General features: G+C 34.4%; 22 protein-coding genes. 6 read left to right on the top strand and 16 right to left on the bottom strand.

Features of this window, described 5'->3' with window-relative positions; translation table 11 throughout:
- Window position 1: 1 nt before the first annotated feature.
- A complete protein-coding gene (locus SPD45_RS10165) occupies window positions 2–229 on the bottom strand; it encodes an SHOCT domain-containing protein (RefSeq protein ID WP_336267633.1) in 228 nt (75 codons plus the stop codon).
- Window positions 230–367: 138 nt separating this feature from the next.
- Here SPD45_RS10165 and SPD45_RS10170 point away from each other — a divergent pair, with 138 nt between their 5' ends.
- The 3 genes from SPD45_RS10170 to arsC are packed head-to-tail and all read left to right on the top strand — an operon-like array spanning window position 368 to window position 2,449.
- Entirely contained in the window at window positions 368–712 is a 345-nt protein-coding gene (locus SPD45_RS10170; protein WP_336267634.1) for an ArsR/SmtB family transcription factor, read from the top strand.
- A 15-nt stretch (window positions 713–727) separates the two neighbouring features.
- A complete protein-coding gene (locus tag SPD45_RS10175) occupies window positions 728–2,023 on the top strand; it encodes an arsenic transporter (RefSeq protein ID WP_336267636.1) in 1,296 nt (431 codons plus the stop codon).
- A 15-nt stretch (window positions 2,024–2,038) separates the two neighbouring features.
- Window positions 2,039–2,449, top strand: coding sequence for an arsenate reductase (thioredoxin) (gene arsC / locus SPD45_RS10180; RefSeq protein ID WP_336267638.1), 411 nt, complete (start codon window positions 2,039–2,041; stop codon window positions 2,447–2,449).
- Between the two features lie 50 nt (window positions 2,450–2,499).
- Here the strand turns inward: arsC and SPD45_RS10185 are convergent, their stop codons facing one another.
- The 11 genes from SPD45_RS10185 to SPD45_RS10230 form a co-directional block, all read right to left on the bottom strand.
- The gene (locus tag SPD45_RS10185; RefSeq protein WP_442962015.1) at window positions 2,500–3,009 is read right to left on the bottom strand and encodes an N-acetylmuramoyl-L-alanine amidase; all 510 of its coding nucleotides are present in this window, start codon (window positions 3,007–3,009) and stop codon (window positions 2,500–2,502) included.
- 27 nt (window positions 3,010–3,036) lie between these two features.
- Window positions 3,037–3,216, bottom strand: coding sequence for a hypothetical protein (locus tag SPD45_RS14425; RefSeq protein ID WP_442962016.1), 180 nt, complete (start codon window positions 3,214–3,216; stop codon window positions 3,037–3,039).
- A gap of 208 nt (window positions 3,217–3,424) precedes the next feature.
- Window positions 3,425–4,696 carry a hypothetical protein gene (locus SPD45_RS10190; RefSeq protein WP_336267639.1) on the bottom strand — a complete coding sequence of 424 codons (1,272 nt, stop codon included), beginning with the start codon at window positions 4,694–4,696 and terminating at the stop codon, window positions 3,425–3,427.
- Window positions 4,697–4,786: 90 nt separating this feature from the next.
- Window positions 4,787–5,722, bottom strand: a complete 936-nt coding sequence (locus SPD45_RS10195) for a recombinase family protein (RefSeq protein ID WP_336267640.1) — start codon at window positions 5,720–5,722, stop codon at window positions 4,787–4,789.
- A gap of 517 nt (window positions 5,723–6,239) precedes the next feature.
- Entirely contained in the window at window positions 6,240–6,935 is a 696-nt protein-coding gene (locus SPD45_RS10200; RefSeq protein ID WP_146938720.1) for a transglutaminase-like domain-containing protein, read from the bottom strand.
- 46 nt (window positions 6,936–6,981) lie between these two features.
- Window positions 6,982–7,734, bottom strand: a complete 753-nt coding sequence (locus tag SPD45_RS10205; protein ID WP_146938719.1) for a helix-turn-helix domain-containing protein — start codon at window positions 7,732–7,734, stop codon at window positions 6,982–6,984.
- Window positions 7,735–8,384: 650 nt separating this feature from the next.
- On the bottom strand, window positions 8,385–9,593 hold the full coding sequence (locus tag SPD45_RS10210) for a hypothetical protein (RefSeq protein ID WP_442962017.1): 1,209 nt from the start codon (window positions 9,591–9,593) through the stop codon (window positions 8,385–8,387).
- Between the two features lie 108 nt (window positions 9,594–9,701).
- Entirely contained in the window at window positions 9,702–11,270 is a 1,569-nt protein-coding gene (locus SPD45_RS10215) for a recombinase family protein (protein ID WP_336267642.1), read from the bottom strand.
- A gap of 1 nt (window position 11,271) precedes the next feature.
- Complete coding sequence (locus SPD45_RS10220; protein WP_336267643.1) at window positions 11,272–11,688, bottom strand: recombinase; 417 nt, start codon at window positions 11,686–11,688, stop codon at window positions 11,272–11,274.
- Complete coding sequence (locus SPD45_RS10225) at window positions 11,688–13,250, bottom strand: recombinase family protein (protein ID WP_336267644.1); 1,563 nt, start codon at window positions 13,248–13,250, stop codon at window positions 11,688–11,690. Before SPD45_RS10225 ends, SPD45_RS10220 begins: the two co-directional genes overlap by 1 nt.
- Window positions 13,251–13,303: 53 nt before the next feature.
- Entirely contained in the window at window positions 13,304–13,531 is a 228-nt protein-coding gene (locus SPD45_RS10230; protein ID WP_336267645.1) for an SHOCT domain-containing protein, read from the bottom strand.
- A 171-nt stretch (window positions 13,532–13,702) separates the two neighbouring features.
- On the opposite strand from SPD45_RS10230, the gene SPD45_RS10235 reads away from it, so the two are divergent.
- Genes SPD45_RS10235 through SPD45_RS10245 form a run of 3 tightly spaced genes read left to right on the top strand, consistent with a single transcriptional unit; the run spans window position 13,703 to window position 15,742 of the window.
- Entirely contained in the window at window positions 13,703–14,026 is a 324-nt protein-coding gene (locus SPD45_RS10235) for a hypothetical protein (RefSeq protein WP_336267647.1), read from the top strand.
- 14 nt (window positions 14,027–14,040) lie between these two features.
- Entirely contained in the window at window positions 14,041–15,204 is a 1,164-nt protein-coding gene (locus SPD45_RS10240) for a DUF4238 domain-containing protein (RefSeq protein ID WP_336267648.1), read from the top strand.
- A 22-nt stretch (window positions 15,205–15,226) separates the two neighbouring features.
- Entirely contained in the window at window positions 15,227–15,742 is a 516-nt protein-coding gene (locus SPD45_RS10245; RefSeq protein WP_336267649.1) for a hypothetical protein, read from the top strand.
- Between the two features lie 104 nt (window positions 15,743–15,846).
- Here the strand turns inward: SPD45_RS10245 and SPD45_RS10250 are convergent, their stop codons facing one another.
- The 4 genes from SPD45_RS10250 to SPD45_RS10265 all read right to left on the bottom strand — a co-directional run bounded on the left by SPD45_RS10250 (window position 15,847) and on the right by SPD45_RS10265 (window position 20,087).
- On the bottom strand, window positions 15,847–16,554 hold the full coding sequence (locus tag SPD45_RS10250) for an N-acetylmuramoyl-L-alanine amidase (RefSeq protein WP_336267650.1): 708 nt from the start codon (window positions 16,552–16,554) through the stop codon (window positions 15,847–15,849).
- Window positions 16,554–16,961, bottom strand: a complete 408-nt coding sequence (locus tag SPD45_RS10255; RefSeq protein WP_336267651.1) for a phage holin family protein — start codon at window positions 16,959–16,961, stop codon at window positions 16,554–16,556. Before SPD45_RS10255 ends, SPD45_RS10250 begins: the two co-directional genes overlap by 1 nt.
- Before the next feature lie 76 nt (window positions 16,962–17,037).
- On the bottom strand, window positions 17,038–19,509 hold the full coding sequence (locus SPD45_RS10260; RefSeq protein ID WP_336267653.1) for a glycosyl hydrolase family 18 protein: 2,472 nt from the start codon (window positions 19,507–19,509) through the stop codon (window positions 17,038–17,040).
- Entirely contained in the window at window positions 19,506–20,087 is a 582-nt protein-coding gene (locus SPD45_RS10265; protein ID WP_336267654.1) for a hypothetical protein, read from the bottom strand. The genes SPD45_RS10260 and SPD45_RS10265 overlap by 4 nt, the downstream gene beginning before the upstream one ends.
- Between the last annotated feature and the right edge of the window lie 8 nt (window positions 20,088–20,095).

The raw sequence follows: 20,095 nt of genomic DNA on the forward strand, positions 1-20,095 counted from the left end.
ATCAAGGTTTATCGCACATTAAAGGACCTAATAAAGGGGTAAACTTTTGACGATTTAATTTGCTTATTTTATTGAATTCTTCTTGAGAAATGAGTTTTTCTTCACGAAGTTTTATAAACATTTTTTCAACAAGATGAAAATTAAGTTCATTTTGAAGTTGTTCATCCGTTATTTTTAGTGGCTCATTTGAAAGCGTTTGATTACTGGATGTAAGTTGTTTTAATCGCATATGGTTTTCCTCCTAGATAGTCTTCTACCTATATGCGAAAAATAGGGGGGATTCGAACCCTCTTAAGTTCTGAAATTTAATTCGTTGCATATATAAGTATATGCTTATATAATGATTCAACAGATAGGAGGGCTTCATATGTTAAATATAAACATTGAAATGGATATGGCTTCTGAAATTTTAAAGTTATTAGGTCACGAAACACGACTAACAATGTTAAAAATATTAGACGATCATGATTGTTGTGTTTGTGAATTTGTGGAAATTTTCCAAGCTACTCAACCTGCTATTAGTCAACACATACGTAAGTTAAAAGATAGTGGATTAATCAAAGAAGAAAGAAGAGGTCAGTGGATATTCTATTCCTTAAATAAAGAATATGAACACTATGATTTTCTTATCAAATTGTTAAATTTATTACCATGTCAAAATGAAAAATTAAAGAAATTAGAACTTAATGGAACACGAATTCAGTGCAATTGATTGGAGGAATTAATTTTGTCATCATCAATTATACTTGCATCACTCATTTTTCTCCTAACACTCATTTTAGTCATTTGGCAGCCAAAAGGATTGTCAATTGGTTGGTCTGCATGTGGTGGAGCACTTATCGCCTTGATCATAGGAGTCGTGGATTTTAGTGATGTAATTGAGGTAACTAGTATTGTATGGAACGCTACTTTAGCATTTGTTGCTATCATTTTAATCTCGCTTATTTTAGATGAGATTGGCTTATTTGAATGGGCAGCATTACATATGGCACGCATAGCTAAAGGTAGTGGTATAAAAATGTTTATTTATGTCAGTATTTTAGGAGCAATTGTTGCAGCACTTTTTGCAAATGATGGAGCTGCATTAATCCTTACCCCGATAGTCCTTGCTATGGTACGTAACTTGAACTTTAAAGAAAAAATGATTTTTCCATTTATTATAGCAAGTGGGTTTATAGCAGATACGACATCACTTCCATTTGTTGTAAGTAACTTAGTTAATATCGTATCAGCAGATTTTTTCAATATCGGTTTCATTGAATATGCTTCTAAAATGATCATACCTAATATCTTTTCATTAACTGCAACAATTTTTGTATTGTTAATTTATTTCAGAAAGAGTATTCCGAAGACCTACGATGTTTCCGACTTGAAAAAGCCACATGAAGCGATTCAGGATATGAAATTATTCCGTCTGTCTTGGTATGTGTTAGCAATATTATTGGTTGGATATTTTACAAGTGAATTCATTCAACTACCTGTTTCGATTGTCGCAGGAATTGTTGCGATTTTATTTTTATTCATCGCTAGAAATAGTAAAGCTGTCAATACGAAAGCTGTTATAACTGGTGCACCATGGCCGATTGTTTTTTTCTCCATCGGTATGTATGTCGTTGTATTTGGTTTAAGGAATGCAGGTCTTACAGATGTATTAGCACGAATTATTGAAACAAGTGCCGAACAAGGTTTATTCGTTGCTACGATTTCAATGGGATTTATCGCAGCTATCCTTTCATCTATTATGAATAATATGCCTACTGTCATGATTGATGCAATCGCTATTGCAGAGACCAATACAACTGGTGTGATACGTGAAGCACTTATTTATGCGAATGTTATTGGCTCTGATTTAGGTCCAAAAATTACACCTATCGGTTCACTCGCAACATTACTATGGCTTCATGTACTCTCTCAAAAAGGAATAAAAATTTCATGGGGTACGTATTTTAAAACAGGAATTATTTTAACGTTACCTATATTATTTATTACATTGTTAGGACTCTATATCACATTAATTTTATAATAGGAGATGAAGGTTATGTCGAAAAAAATTATTTACTTTTTATGTACGGGGAATTCTTGTAGAAGTCAAATGGCTGAAGGATGGGCAAAAGAAATTCTTGGGGAAGAGTGGGAAGTCCATAGTGCTGGGATTGAAGCACACGGGGTAAATCCCAATGCTATTAAGGCAATGAATGAAGTAGGGATTGACATATCTAATCAAACATCAGATATCATTGACTTAGACATATTAAATCAAGCAACATTGGCGGTCACACTTTGTGGAGATGCTGCTGATAAATGCCCTGTCACTCCCCCACATGTACGAAGAGAACACTGGGGTTTCGATGATCCAGCTGGAAAAGAGTGGTCAGAGTTCCAACGAGTACGTGATGAAATTGGCGAGCGAATAAAGATTTTTGCCGACACAAAAAACTTATTTTCATAATATACTTATTAAATAGTCGAGGAGTGTTTGTATCCCTCGACTATTTACACCTATTCATACTTCACAAACGCATCTTTAAATCCTGCCTTCTTTGCCTTTGCCAACTGTTTATCAGCATTCCTTTTAACACTATACGCACCAATCTGTACACGATATAGTTTCTTTCCACCAGTTGATGGTTTAGATGTTGACGTACCTTTCGCTAATTCCTTCTTTACATCTTCCCGGAACGTGTCCATTGACTTACCATGTTTTGAAAACCAATGACGCGGGTCACCATGGTTACTAGCGATTTTCTTTTGGTATCCTTCATAATGGTCGATGATGTTTTTCTCTGTTAGTTTGTATTGTTTACAAAGATAAGCAGCAAGTTCAACCGCTTCTTTATAAACCTTATTAAAGTAAGTTTTATCTGTTAAATTATCTTCACAGATTTCAAAGCCAATATGCGTATTATTCGCATCACCACCTGCATGCCATCCACGATGATTCCAAGGTAATGTTTGGTAAGTTGCAATCGATCCATCTTTTAACTTTCCGATAAAAGCATGATCACACACTTGTCTGCCATCTGGACGTAGCTGGTTTCAGTGATTATTGTATGGATTCTTTCCTAACAAACCATCATCTGGACCAACGTAACGTTTTAAGTTTGGATTGTTCGCCCCTGTGCTATGGATCATAATTCCTTTTGGTGTGATTTTCCTTCCAGCTTTATAACAATTATTCTTCGTCAATAATACTTTTATAATTAAAGATTTCCACATAAAAAACATCTATTTCACCACGTGAGCAAAATAGATGATTCTTCTTAATACCTTGTTATATCAACGTTTCTTCTCTTGACATCAATGCTACCAACTCGACATGATATACTTAGGCTATTCTTACTCCTACGAAAATACACAACCATCCGTGTATTGATGCATGTTTGAAAGTCTTTCTGTCAAGTCGAGCCACAATCAAGTGATTAGGCTATTCCTCAGGTGAATAATATAACTTTCCTTCCTTGACAATTACCTTAACATCTTGTTGGAATAAATCGGATTTCTCTATTTTGTGCACATTTTCGTCTTCAGCAATTTGATTAGCGATAATACCAATAGTTTTACCTGAAACGGGCTTGAAGTTGTAGTTTTCATTTACTAATCCAGGGAGTTTGTAAATAACTTTATTCAGTTTAACCCGTTTCCTACGTTTTTTTTCAACATCAATACCCATATCTTTGATTTGGGTAGAATGCCATTCTTTTAATCTTTCTTGGGCCTCTTTTACCTGCTTTGAATATTTGATAGGCAGTGTATTACATATCTCCCTTGATACAGAACCAAGATTTAAGGCATGGTTCAAATCAGCAATTTTACATAGGACATCCAAGAGCGTGTTCTGATAAACTATCCACTTTTGGATTTCTATCAATTCTTTTTCATATTGTTCAAAGTTTAACTTTTGCTTTTTTGAGAAGCCATCGATGGTCAAATTGGCTTGTCCCAACAATTCAATGCACATTTGTTCCCTGTTATCAAGATTGGATAGTTCACGTATTTTTAATTCCTCGTTTTCAAGTATGTCTATTTGAAAATGTGCCGTTTTTTGAACTTGAGTCACCAAGGCAAAAACCTTACTTCTATATTCATTATCTTGAAAATCAGCAACTTTAGTAATGCCATCATTTATTTCTCTAAGTTCGGCATTAATTTGTTCCATATAATACTGTCCAACAACCATTGCCCCTACGCCCATGGCTGCATTTGCAACATTAACTTGTGCCATCTTACCAACGTTGGATTTTGCTGGCACCCAATTCGCATGTCCCTTAATATTCCTAGCAGTCCTGAAGGTCCCCCTAGATGCTCCCGCCATAGCACGGGATTTATCAAGCACCGCTCCTTTGGGAATTATTGCTTGATAGAGTTCACCACCTGTTTTTACAACATTTTTATATTGTTTTGCACTGTCGGCATTTGCCAACACCTTTAATGATTCAGGTACAAGATTGGTAAAATGACTGATTACCCTTTTGTCTTTTATTTCGACTAGTCTTGCATCATCAACATTCTGTGTTGCGGGAAGCATTTGAAATTGTATTCGTCCCTCGGCTAGTGAATTATGAGAAACAATCATTTCTTTACCTTCATTGTCATGCATTTCAATTTCAGTGGGCTTGAAATGATTTTTTACCTTTCCAAATATTAATATAGCAACTAGAAGTGCACTAACGATTAAAATAGTAATTAATATCTCCATACCAAATCACTCCCATCTAATGTAATCACTAATCTATCAATACTTGCTGAAATAAATTCATTTGGTGCCATGTTGCTTTTTCTGCTTAGGCTATTCTGTATTATTCCTTTTCGAACTATATTTTGTATCTTTCCGTTTCACCCCATTCTTCCTTTTCACAACATTACTTCTATTCTTCTTTTCCGCTTGCACCGCTTCAAATTGCTCTTTTGAAATGATTGCTGGATGATTGTTTTCAGACACATAATACTCTTGATGTTCTCCTGCATTGAGTAATCTTACTAGACCAATATATTTCTCATTGCTCAGCATGACATCAATTGTTCTTTTACTCCATTTTTCTTTTCCTGTTGGTGTTTTTATTCCTCGTTTTTCTAATTCTCGCTTTATACCAATAATGCTAAACCCGCGTAAGTACAGTTCGAAAATTAAACGAACATTTTTAGATTCATCTTTTTTAATGATTAATTCTCCATCTGCATCATTTTCATAGCCATAACATTTTCGGTTATATAATTTTGATGTTCCTTGTGCTGCATGACGTCTATAGCCCCATTTAATATTTTCACTGCGAGATTCATTTTCTGCTTGTGCAATTGATTCTATAATAGAAATCATCAATTCACTATCCGTATCAGCTGTATCGAGTCCTTCTTGTTCAAATATTACACGAACCCCATGTTCTCTCAATTTATGAAGTGATTCTAGCACTTCAACTGTATCACGACCAAAGCGACTAATGTTTTTAGTGATAATGATCTCTATGTTCTTTGCCTGACAATCTTCTAACATGCGCATAAACTCTTTACGTTTTGAACCTGTCTTCCCTGATACAATATCTATATATGTATCAACAAGCAACCAATTCGGAGTGACGGCTGTTAACCTGGTAAGTGCAGATACTTGGTTTGTTAAACTATTTAATTGTTCCATGCTGTTTGAACTTACCCGACAATATATCCCCACCCGCTTCTCACGTTGAACAGGTTTTGGTGGAATGAAATGTACCCTTCGATTTTCAGACATTTTCTTATCCTCCAGAAATCGTATTGAAAATATCATACTTAGACTAATCACATTTAATGTATTTTCGGCAATGTTAATTAGTCTAAATATAACATGATTTCCCCCAGTTATCTATCCTGTCAACTCCCTACCCAAAATCCATTCTATCAACTCAACCCCGAATTTCAGTGGTTTTAAAGCCAATAACAAAAAGGGTTTCACTTGTTTATTCACATAAAATAAACTTAGATGAAACCCTACAAACCTTGCTATATCAATACTTTAATTACTGATGCACTTATTCCCTAGACATCAATGCTACGCACTCAACGTGAGACGAGTTGATAGAATTGATGTATCTACACATTTTAGTGTAATGTTCGTATGTGGGAACATATCGACTTATTTGTACGTTCGCGGAAACATGTCAAATGCATTTGTATAAAAATAATGAGTTTAACTTTTGCTACGAACACTGCTAATAACTCAATAGATAAATTGGAATTTGTTAGCTTCCAATGATGTTCACCATCTTATGCTAAGCGCGAATTCTTGCTACATTGCGATTCATCAGTTTACGTCCTATATTCCGATAAATCCACTTTTTGAATGGTGTCAATTGTTGTTGATATTCTCCGAAGAATTCATCAGGTGAATTGAACACACCAAAATCGTGGTTAATACCATCTTTTTGAATATAAGTATCATTGGCATTCCAATCTACTTGTGGATTTTGAAAGTTATCGGTAGCAGCACCATATCCACAAAAACTGGCTTTGCAATCAGAAAACTTTTCTTGGAGTTTCTTCAAATATTGGCTATCAAGAATAAAACCCTCAATGTTATACCAATGCCCTTTATATTGAACCTCAACCCAGCTATGAATAATACTTTTGGGAGCAAGTTTATAAATAATACCTGTCATTGCACCTTTTTGCAATTTCTTATCAATAGTAAAACCATGAATTCTGCAAGGTACTCCAACGGCCCTTAGAAGTGCCATAAATAATATTCCCTTTGTATTGCACTGTCCATAACCATCTTTTAACACCTCAGAAGCGGATAACATATCATCTGTATTATATCCAAATGCAATATCGTCACGTACAAAATTGTAGATTTTCTGGATCTTTTGGAATTCCTCATTATTTCCCCACTTCTTTTTCGTTACTAATTCCTGTATTGTCCTATGGCTAAAATTTAACATTTGGGTTTCTTTTAAGTACTTATTCATCGTATAATCCTCCTTTTTACTTGATTATACTTTACCAATATATCTCTCAAAGAACTTTCAAAAACTCGCTATCTTTTACGATATTTGTCGCTGACATCCCTGTCATCATCTTATTCGTATATGCAAAATGTGACGGGCTATAAAAACCAGCTTCAATAGCTGCTACAGTCAAATTTTCACCATTGAAGATTAACTCGTATGCTTTCTGAAGTTTATGTAAAACAATATAGCTTTTTAGGGGAATGCCCGTTTGATCCTTGAACAAATGAGCTAAACGACTTTCAGAAAGATATGTCTTTTTAGAAAGATACTTTAACTGATGTAATTCATCTTCACACATACAATCATCCAAAAGATTTAAAACTTTCGTAACCCGTTCATCAAAACCCTTTATATTACCGTAAGATACATGAGATATAATGCTCTCGCAATAAAATATTATGTCATCATTGCATTTTTGTTTGAGTAATTTTTTAAAATCCGCCTGCATAACAATCGTCTTTTCATAAGGAAAAACATAATAAGGCTGATCCATTAATAGTCTCTTTGCCGCACAGCCTAGTTCAGTTGTAGGATCCATTAGAATAGTAAAATGAAACTCACTTTCTGAATTAAATGAATGAACTGTATCCATATTTACAAGAATAGCACTACATAAGATACGCTCCCCATTAACTTCAATGCTTGTTTCTTCTTGACTACTAAGGAACATTTGTAACATCCAATGCTTATGGTACTCAGCTTCTATTTTATTTGAGATTGACATAAAATTTCTACCGTCTTTAATAATATAGTTCATAACATCTTCTCCAAAATCATCATTTGTAAATTTAGGTGGCAGGTAATCAGTCCTGCATAATAATAATAATACTTTACAGCGAAATCCTGCCCCTCACTGACCAGCAAAAGAATGTTTCATCTAAAATTCTTATTATTTCAACGTTTATTCCCTAGACATCTACTCAACAGATGCTGCATGGTTTTGAGTGAATAGTATTAGTCGTTTAGCGAATTTTAGTAAACCTTACGTGTGTGGAAACACGTTGACTATTTTTGTGGTACGCGAGAACACATTTATAATCTAAACGTAAAATCATAAATCATTGCAATTCACCTTTCTTTTTCCATTCAATACTCGTTCTCGATGATTTTTAAACTTTTGAATTAATACTACATTATCTTCATAGCTAAATCTTTCGATTGCCTCATCTAGAATCGCTATCTCATTATCACAAACTTTTAACTTACGATAAGCAATTGCATATGAAGTATATAATACAGGTACTTCACATTCGTGAACATGATACTGAAATTCTATTTTTATCTGGAAATAATTTTATTGTTAACCACCCATTGACCCTTCACTTGGTTCACTATAATTTTCTTTCTATTTCTTGAATAGATTTTTAAATAGATTCACATTGACCCCACCTTATATTGAGCCCGGGACTAAAAGTTCATTCGGATAGTTTTCTTAGTAAAAAGTTTTTCCTTTTCGTTCTCTGTTAACAATTCATCAGGATATTTTTCTGAATCACGAATCCATTTCACCTTTCTCATTGCCCATTCATATTCCTCTGAATCTTTATTCATTTCAGCAGCAACATATTCCTGAATTAATTTAGAATAGAAGTAATTCAAAGAATTGTTTATAAGTTGCTGTGTTTTTGTGTATTCATTGTCTCGCTTTTCCTGTAAGATTAATCTTTCCTCTTCCTCTTTTAGCCTTTGCTTTTCCTTAATAATATAAGCCTTCTCTTCTTCATCTATTACCTCAGGTAACGAAAATATATAGACAAACACTTTTCTTATAAGATCTTCTATAGACATCCTCTTCGTTTGATTGATATTTTTTTCACTTCTACCCCAACTATACCAAGATAACTTATAACCAACTTCCACATTTATTATTCCTTTAGTCTCATATTCAAATGTATGATAAGTAGAATATCTTTCATCTTCTGTTGATAGGTTAATTTTTCTACAAGGTAGTTTAAAGTTCAAGGTAATAGTATATTTATCTTTAAGTATAACTTCAGTTTCATCATATTTGGGAACAATCTTAGCTCCCACTTTCTCAAGGGCCTTGAACAAACTATCTATAAAAGGTAAGACTTCCGGGAATATCTTTCCGGATGCCGATTTAATTCTCAATTTATCTTCTCGATAGGATTGAGTTTTTTTACGATACCCTACTATCGCCTTATGTGGTTTTGAAGATAGTGTTTTATTTATTTTTAAATTATTATAAATATCTATTAACCTATCTTCATCTTGTTTAAAGTAAGAAAAATAACTTTTTTCCTGTTCTGATAATTTGCCGTGACTTGTTTTTAATGGTGGTGATTCTTGTTTTTCTTTTTGTTTTGTAGACTTAACAATCTTTTTTGGAGCTAATTTAACTTGTTGCTTTTTCGCTTTTTTAATTGTAATCACTACATTATCTTCTGCCTTAGGCAATTCAGGTTGAGACGGTTTTTCATTTCCCATATATAATTTACTCCAATAAGACTGAGTTGGTAGTGGAATATCATGATTAACACATGCCTTTTTCAACTTATCATAAGGTATATCAAGTTTCTTAGCTGCTTTTGTCATTCCAACAGACCAGATTTCACCATATAAATCTTCCCTAGAAATTGATAACAAAAATACCACCCCATCTAATTTCGTTTACTTATATTCTATAACTATTAAAATTTTCGGTCAATTTAACACTAATAAAAGCCCATGCCTTTTCCGACATGAGCTCGTAAAGTATTCATATTATATTTCTTTTGCAATCTCAATCCCTGACTTAAATTCAATTGTTAATTGTCTTTCATGAATCGTTATCTTTTCAACCAAGCGTCTCACAAGTAAATCGTCATACACTTCAAGTTGCTGCGGTTGCTCTTTTAAAAACTTTGTCATTTCTTCAATCCGCTGTCTAAGTCCCTCTCGTGTTGCATTTTTCATCATGACTTCCTGCTTCAGTTCCCGTAATCGGTATATTTCTTCTGCCACGTCATCATAATCTTCTTTTGAATTTGCGAGTCTGAGCAGTTCCATTTGGAGCTCTTCTAACTTTTTGTCAATATCAGTTGTTGGTTTATCCGCATTTTCATTCAAAACTGTTTCAATATTTTCCATTAATATATTCAAATAGTTATCCTTGTTTCCTAACACTTCATTGATGGCTTGTACTATTGCTTGGTGAAGTTCATCTTCTCTGATTGTTTCTGCATTGCAAAGATGTGTTTTTCTTTCTAGCCTGCTAACGCATCGCCACACGATAGATCTGTATCCTCGGTTATTCCAATGTACCCTTCGGAAAACATCTTCACATTCTTTGCAAAAGACAATGCTCGACAAGGCATACTTGCTGCTATACACTCGTTTCTTTCCAGTTTTTCCGTTTCGAATATTTGCCCTTCGCATCATTTCTTCTTGAACTTGTAGGTAAATCTCTCTTGGAATGATTGGTTCGTGGTTATTTTCAACATAATATTGAGGGACATGTCCGTTATTTACAACTCGCTTCTTGGTTAAGAAATCTACAGTATATGTCTTTTGAAGTAATGCATCCCCGATATACTTTTCGTTTTGGAGAATCTTTTTAATCGACTCTGGCCGCCACTTAGATCGTTTAGCTGCGGTAAGTATTTCATCCGCTTCAAGTCCACGTGCAATTTGAACCAAGCTAGCCCCTTCTAAATATTCTCGGTAAATTCGTTTAACGATTTTTGCTTGTTCTGGTTTGATGACTAATTTGTTATGTTCATCTTTTGTATAGCCTAGAAAACGATTATGGTTTACCTGCACCTCGCCTTGCTGATATCGGTATTGAATACCTAGTTTTACATTTTGGCTAAGTGACTGACTTTCTTGTTGTGCTAGGGATGCCATGATGGTGAGCATAATTTCACCTTTTGCATCCATTGTATTGATGTTTTCTTTTTCAAAAAACACAGGTATTTCTTTATCCTTAAGCTGTCTAATGTATTTCAAACAGTCCAGCGTGTTTCTCGCAAAACGACTGATGGACTTTGTGATGATCATATCGATTTTGCCATTCATGCTATCTTCAATCATTTTATTAAACTGCTCACGCTTTTTGGTATTTGTCCCAGATATTCCATCGTCCGCATAAATGCCTGCCAACTCCCATTCAGGATTGTTCTGAATATAGGTAGTGTAGTGTTCCACTTGAACTTCATAACTAGTTGCTTGTTCTTCGCTATCTGTTGAAACCCGACAATAAGCTGCCACTTTCAACTTTTTCTTATCCTCTGCATCAACATTTCTCGTTCTTCTCCTAGCTGGGATAACTGTTACGCTTCTTGCTAAAGCCATTTTAAGTCACCTCTTCTTTAATTAATCTGTATACATATTCTGCTTGTTTAATTGGATTGTTGTATTTGTCTTCCACTTCTCCGATCGTAAATTCAAAACATGGTGTAAATGACTCTTCCTCTTTCGTTCTATTTAATCGTCCTAGTTTTTTCGCTCGTTTAAATCTTTCGTTTTTTAATTGTTCAAATTGTTCTTTTGAAATTAATCTCGGAAACAATTCATTTCCTAGATACCTTTCATCTGTTAATATTCTAGTAATTCCGCCATGTGACCGATTAATACCAGATTCCCTTGCTGCATTAGCTACAGATTGGCCCGATAAGTATGATGCGATTAAAAGCTTTAATTGCTCAGCTTCTTTGGCATGAACTTCAATTTTTCCGTTTACTATTGCATATCCAAAAGGTGTATGTGCCATTAGCGATCAATCCTTTCTCTAAGTGTAATGCCACAATTCAAATGAAATCCTATCTCATTTGGTGAATATACGATTATCTTTTTTACAATGTCTTGAAAAGATTCTTCATCAAATGCATCTATAAATATTCCTTGTTTAAAGTATTTAATAAGCCGCTTTACTTCACTTAGCTGATTTGAACTGTCATTGATTAAATACAGTAACTGCTCTCTTTCTTCTTTTAGCTTCATATTCTTTTGGGACAATTCAATTTTCTGTTGATTGAAAATAGCAGGTTCTAAAAAGCCTTTTGTCATTAATTGAATTAATGTATTCAGTTCATCTTTTGTAACTTCGAGTTGTGCTTCTATTTCAGAAATCATTTGATAGTTTTCATCTTGATTTGACGTTTCTAGTTGTTTGGATAGTGGGATTAATACATAACTATAACCAAACTTTAGTTTATTCATCATCGTAATAAATGCTTGATGAATACGTTCTTCCCTTATAAAAAGCATTGAACATTCGTCTCTGTATTTGATATGTGTTGAACAGCACCAGGCGATATATTTTTTATGGGTTGAAGTATGAATTCTTCTTTTAAATGTATGGCCACATTCCGCACATTCAATCTTTCCTGAAAAAGGATAGCGGTTTAAATATTTTTTACTTCCGACTGCTACATTCTTTTGGCTTGCTTGATATTCTAGCATTCGATTAGCCGCTTCAAAGTCAGCATGTGTGATAATCGCTTCATGATGATTTTCAATTAGGTATTGATCCAATTCACCTTGATTTACTTTTCGATTAAAATGCTCATCAGTAAAAGTCTTTTGAAGTAGCACATCTCCAGTGTATTTTTCGTTCTTAACAATTCCACGTATCGTAGAACCTGTCCAATTGCCATTTCGTTTTGTGGTAATTTTTTCCTCATTTAATTCCCTAGCAATCCGCTCTGTTCCCACTCCTTTAAGCACACTATTGAATATCCGCTTGACTACTGGTGCTTGTTCTTCATTTACAACCACCCTTTCATCGATATAATCGTAACCGTATGGCGGATATGACAATTTGTAAGTCCCTCGTTTGAATCGTTGTCTAATCGACCACTTACTGTTTTCTGAAAGTGACACTGATTCGTTTTCTGCAAGGCTACTTAAGATTGAAAGCATGAGTTCACTTTCCATAGAATTTGTATTGATGTTTTCTTTTTCAAAATAAATGTGCACACCTAAGTCCATCAATTTTCTAACCAGTTCCAGGCAGTCAATCGTGTTTCTCGCAAATCGACTAATAGATTTTGTTAAAATGAGGTCAATCTTTCCTTTTTCACAATCAGATATTAAGCGAAGCAATTCTGACCGTCTATCCTTTTTCGTTGCTGTAATACCTTCATCACTATAAATATCAACTAGCTGCCATTCATCATTATTTTCAATTAAAGTTTTGTAGTGTCGCCTTTGTGCTTCTAAACTAATAAGCTGATCCTCATTTGATGTTGACACTCGTATATATGCGGCTACCTTTTGTTTCGGTTTTACTACTGAAGATGTTGTCACATCAAGTGTTGTTATCTTTCTCATCCACTCACCCCCGTTTCTTGTATGTGACATATTAGCGTTAGAACACTGTTATATCAAGGTTTATCGCACATTAAAGGGCCTAATAATAGATTGAATTTTTGACGATTTAATTTACTTATTTGATCGAATTCTTCCCGCGAAATAAGCTCTTCTTCATATAGTTTCATAAGCATTTTTTCAGCAAGATGAAAATTGAGTTCATTTTGAAGTTGTTCTTTATTTGGTCTTGATGGTTTTATTTCAGTTGTTTGATGATTTGGTGAGAGTTGTGTCATTCGCATATGGTTTTCCTCCTAAATAGTCTTCTACCTATATGCGAAAAATAGAGGGAATTCGAACCCCTAATACTTAATTAAAATTACCAATAGATTTAAACGTGGTATAATATTAGCCATACATAAAAATGGAATATTGCAATAATTTGTGAGTTTTAAATAAAGTGAGGTGATTTTATGGAAGCTTCAAAAAACGTTGTTTTCCCTAATGAAATGTTAGCCGAAATGGAGATAGAGGATACGTTTTTTCCGACTAATTCAGATCAAATCGGTATTGCAGTTCTATCCCATTTCCAAGATTCAGAACACATCATGAGGATCTATCAATTACTATTTAACAATAAATCTAGCTCATTTGAACCTATTCAGAAATTAGCTTCATTTTCTTTTGGTACCAGGGAGCATTTTGATGATTTTCTAAAAATGTTACCAAATATGACTGGATTGGAAATGTTGATGTTATTAAATCCTTTAGCTGACATTAACACTAATCCACATTAAATGGGGGATGTAATTTGTCTGAATTTGTCAAGAATCAACATTATGTTTCGCAATTCATTTTAAAAAGGTTTGCTAATAAAAGCAATCAAGTGTGTGAGTTTTTAATACCAACCAATCGTTTTTATATAACCAATACTAATAAAGCCATGAGCGAAAAATTCATATATGAACATGACCATTTAAAAAAGAATTCTTTAGAATCTATTTTTAGTGAAATTGAAGGTAAGTTTGCTAATGAATTCTATAAAATTGAACCATACATTAATAAACAGGATTTTCAAAATGTTGCCCGAATAATAAGTAGCAACTTATATGAAATCCTTATTTTCTATTATCGTAGTGGCGCCCTTTTACATGAATTTTCTAGTCGGTATGATTCAATATCACAAGAAGAGAAAATTGAATTACTTATTTCAAAAATTATAAACATTGATTATTTAATTGCCTTATCGCAATCTATAATAAAAGGGTATAAGTGGAGTGTTATTAAAAGTAACAATTCAAATTTTTTATTAAGCGATCAATTTATCAGTACCGCTGCTTTGTCTATTAAAGGTAGATTTTCGAATGTTAGTAACAGACAAATGGGTATGAAAGATGTAATTATCTTAATTCCAATGTCGAAAGACTATTATTTTGTTTTTTTTAACGGTAAAAAACCTTATTATTTAAATGATTATGCATACAGTGAATTAACAGATAAGGAAACACTAGAGATTAATAGAGTTATTTTGAATAATTCCTATAAAAAATGCATTGCACCAGTAGATACTCAATTCGAAAATATCCTCCCCTATTTTGAAAAAGAAAGCCCCTCTAGTTCTTTTGCAAAATATACTGATGGAGTACATAAAGAATTCATTATAAAAAAAGAACTCTTTTTCTATGAAGAAGATTCTTCCACTTTCGAATTTATTATTGGCGGAAAGGTGTTTTCATATAGAAAGTTAAAGCGAAACGATAAGTGTAAGTGTGGTAGTAAATTAAAGTTTAAAAAGTGTTGCCATGATTACGTTAAAAAAGCTGAGTACACTATTAATAGAATGCAAATGCTTATAGACCAAAGAGAACACCTTGCAATAAGAAATGGAATTTGTGAATTAAGTATATTTGAAATTACTTCAGATGAGGAACCTAAACTATTAAAAGATATTAAATCTATAAACAATAATATTTAAACAAGGAAAGGAGGTTCGAAAAATGGGATGGGATATAATGAGCACAGACACTTATCCGTGTGAATGTGGTAAGGGCACATATACTGAAGTTAGAGAGATGGACGATTGGAACAGAATAAGAGTTCATCGAACAATTAACTGCCCAATTTGTAAACTTAAAGCAGAAGAAATTGAAAATAAATTAATAGAAGAACGTAAGAGATTAGATACATTGGCTAGAGAAATAAAATCTTATTTTAAAGAAAATTACATTGAACAATGGTTTGCTTATTTTTCAGCAGCTAAAAGTAAGAAGGCGGTTTGGGAGTATTCAAGAGATTTAAGAGTCAACAAAGGAAGTCTTAGCACATTTTATAATAGAAAATATACAAGCATGGAAGAGTACATTTCAGAACTTGCAACTTTTGATAACATGAAAAATATTATGGAAGCACTTGATATTCATGACAATAATTTAACCCGCAAAGTTGAAGAAGCAATGGAACTCTATCAGAAAGAACATTCAAGAGCAATTGCGGAGTGGCATAGAAAGCACTAAAGTTATTATTCAAATCACATTTGTTGTTGAATAAACCACTCTAAATTTAAATTCAGCTAACATAGCTATCCCAAAGAGCATTGGACTCTTTGGGATAATTTATTTTATTCATACTTCACAAACGCATCTTTAAAGCCAGCCTTCTTTGCTTTTTCCAATTGCTTATCTGCATTCTTTTTAACACTATAAGCTCCAATCTGCACACGATATAATTTCTTACCGCCAGTTGATGGTTTAGATGTCGTTGTTCCTTTCGCTAATTCTTTCTTCACATCTGCTCGGAATGTCTCCATTGACTTACCATGTTTTGAAAACCAATGACGCGGGTCACCATGATTACTAGCGATTTTCTTTTGGTAACCTTCGTAATGTCCGATAATATTTTTCTCTGTCAATTTGTATTGTTTACAAAGATAAGCAGCAAGTTCAACCGCTTCTTTATAAATCTTATTAAAGTAAGTTTTATTTGTTAAATTATCTTCACAGATTTCAAAACCAATATGTGTGTTGTTTGCATCACCTCCCGCATGCCATCCTCGATGATTCCAAGGTAGTGTTTGGTAAGTTGCAATCGATCCATCTTTTAACTTTCCAATAAAAGCATGAACACACACCTGTCTACCATCTGGACGTGGCTGGTTCCAGTGATTGTTGTATTGATTCTTTCCTAACAAACCATCGTCTGGACCAACGTAACGTTTTAAATTCGGATTGTTTGCCCCTGTGCTATGGACCATAATTCCCTTTGGCGTGATTTTCCTTCCAGCTTTGTAACATTCATTCTTCGTTAAAAATAATTGTTTTAATTTCATTATTCATTTCCTCCCTTATTGTTTAACTGAGCAAGTACATTTTTCAACTTCTCAGGTATTGGTAGGCCTAATCGCGAAGCATTTTCTAGCATGGAAATTCCTTCATTCGAGCAATAAAAAAAGATGACTGCTGTTCTAAGAACGCTGCCATCCCCTATCAAATGCGTGTCAATCATATGCCCGACACCTACCAACATAAAAATTAATACTTTTTTAAATATTCCTCGGTAACCAATCTCACTTGATAGTTCCTTATCAACAATTGCACACATAATTCCAGTGATATAATCAGCAACAACCAATATGATCAAGGCATACAAAAAGCCATCTAGCCCTCCTAAAAACCAACCAATAAATCCACCTAGTGCTGTAACGATGATTTGTATCCAGTTCCATACGTCCTTCATTGAATATTTCCCCCTTCAATTTTAAAAACATCTATATAAAAAGGGCATCCACACTTTGTAGACACCCTTGAATTATTCATATTTGTTTGGGTAATGCTTCCCACACTCGCATATCTTCCTGCCCTAATGACCAAATGGCAATCCCTCGTAATTTCCATCGGTAAGCCGCTTCATTTGCCCAATAAACCAGACTATCGACATCTTGATAATAAAGAATCGAAAAACCATCGGCATCTCCTAGAAATAATCGTGATATCCAAAGATTAATATCCTTTGGTTTTATTTTGACGGTATAATCATTTCCCGCAATTAGTGGTAATTCTTGTGAGTGGAAGAAATCATAATCCATTGATATATCATCATTTCTTGTGCTTATTTCTTCTACATCATTATTTACTTTAAAGACTTGGAACTCATTATCCCAGGTAACTCCTGTTCTTGGTATTCTTCCAAATTCTACTGTGTTTCCATTTGGAAAAGTTATATCTACACTTTCATATGGTTCGTATGTCCATGCATCTCCTAAACGGAGTAAGTCAGATATCATGCGGTTATCTGAACGAATTCCTGCATAGCCTCCACTGAAATCGTTTATATCCACTTTAAATCTGAATGTGTTTGCTGCCCCGGAATACACCCTGACAGAATTATTACGAATTCGCATTTCAATCGTGTACAGATTAGGAGCAGTTCGTAAATTAGCGTTTGATGTTCGTTCAATTTGAACATTATAACTACCCAGTAATGAATTACTTTTATACAACTCTAGACGTTGAGAAGTATAATTTAAACAGCAAAACAAATCTCCACAAAAAACTCCTGCTCTCCCACTTCCGTTTTGTGGGAATCCAATTCTTGCTCTAATGTGTATATCTTTAAAATCTGAATATCTCCATGTCAATTCACCTTTTCCATCAAGCTGTGCATAAGGACGTGGATTGTTAAAATCATCTTTTTTCCATACTTCCCATTCACCGCTTAGGGTTGTCCAATAATTGCTAGGTAGCGGATTTTCATCCCTGAAGTCTTCGTACCAAATAAGGGCTGAGTCTGGTTTTCTTCTCAATACTTCGGTCGTTAATTTAAATGCCCGGTCAGGTTCTACCATTTGACCATTTACCCCTTTAAATTTTCGCGGGGCAAGTAAAAATTCTGCTTCACCCGCGCTAGATGATTGCCTGAAGTCTGAGCAAACTCTAAAACCATAAAACTGTACACCAGGTATTCCTGCTTTAACTTTGATGGTATGTGCACCTGCTGTTAAGGATATATTCTTCTTTAACGTTAACCAACAAGTTGTTCTCCAATAAGGCCACCATAGCCTTCTCTCTTTAATAGTTGTTTCATCATTATCAATTGATATCTTAATAGAATTCTTATCCCAAAATGGAAAACCAATTCTTACTGCAATGTCATAAGTTCCACTAGATTGTAATGTGAAATTATATATCGTTTCACCGTTTTCACCGAGAGTAACCATCTGAGAAGAATCAGTTACAATTCCCGCATGACTATCATAATTACTGCCTTGACGGTCAATATATATATTTCCAAACTCCGTCTTTTGTTGTTTACTATACGCTGTTAAAAAGCTTCTTCGGTTATAATCTTCTGCAATTAATGGATTGGTTCTCGTAACTGCATCTGGACCTTCCATGTAATCATAGACATGTGGCAATGCCCATGGGACTTTATCGTAATCATCCCAATAAGCAATGATAGGAATCATCGGTTGCGGTGGTGCATCATTTGTAAAGTTATAACCACCTGTCATCCAAAGTTGTGCAGCATAATAGGTGTTGGACGTACCACGATAAACCCTATTTAAATTCTGAGGAGTATCATCAATTCGCCAGTTCCAACCGTAACCTGGAAGACCTAAGAATATCTTCTTTGGAGACATGACGCTTGTTGCATAATTATAAATACCTTCCAACCAATCTCGCGGGGAAACAGGACCAGGAGCGGAACCCGCCCAAGCCATCCCATAACTCATAATCGCAGCCGTATCACAATAAGGATCTAAGTTTTCATAAACACACCAGTTTTCTCCACCAACAGAACCTTGAACCCCTGTCATTCCAGGTAAGCAGATATTGACTAGTTTTGATGAGTCATGTTGTTTGACAGTTTGATAGATATCTTTAAACAGGAGGTTCGCAGCATCTTTATTTTCATAACCACCACCACGTTCCAAATCAATATCAACACCATCACACCATGGATACTTATTCATGATTCGAACGATTTCAGATAAAAACTTATCCTTTGCACCATTTGTGTTATTTCTGATTGCTGTAAATATAGATGCCGTTCCATGATTCATGATTGTTAGCAGCCACTTTATATGAGGCCATTTATTAATATACGGCATCATGCTCGATATACTTGTCCCTGTTTCTTTAATAGTACCTGTAATATCTACCTCAAATGTAAATATACCTACCGTATCAAGCCTATCCCCGTATTTGTTTAAAGCCTCATACATTCTTGCGTTTCCCATGAAACTCCACACCATTGTCTTTTTGCCTTCTAGATATTGACTCATTGCTTGCCACTTCCTTCTTGCATTTCCTGGAATTCAAATAAAACTCGTGCTGCTTTTCCTTCTTCGAGTTCTACAATGTGCTTACTATCAGATGCTGCGGTATATTGATAAAACCCTTCTTTTTCTGTTTTGCTTTGATTTCGCAACGCTTGTCTACTTGAAGCCAATAATGAAAATGTGTCATCTGGATTTGCTACAGCTTTAAATTTCATATGGTGGGATCCATATCCTTGCGAAAGTTTAATACTTCCTGCTTTCATTGATTGAAGGGGTGTGATATGACAATCCAGTCCTGCAGATGTTGTTCCCAGATTAAATATGACAATCATTTCTTTACTTCTAACCACTCCATTATAGAAACGAACTGGGAGAACCCCGCTTTCTTCTCTATATTTTTCAAGTGAGGTTTCTGTGTTTAAGACATATCCCGTTAGCTTATCGCCTTCTTGAAGTTGTATATCTGTATAATAAATCGTCCCCGTACAGTCTGTAACGAACAATTTCAAAGTTACATTTACGACTCTTTTATCTTCTTTCACACGTATCGTTTCACTAAATCGAGTAAATTGTATCGCCATTCGAATCA

Source organism: Pseudogracilibacillus sp. SO10305 (assembly GCF_037072005.1).
Taxonomy (GTDB): Bacteria; Bacillota; Bacilli; order Bacillales; family Amphibacillaceae; genus Pseudogracilibacillus; species Pseudogracilibacillus intestinigallinarum.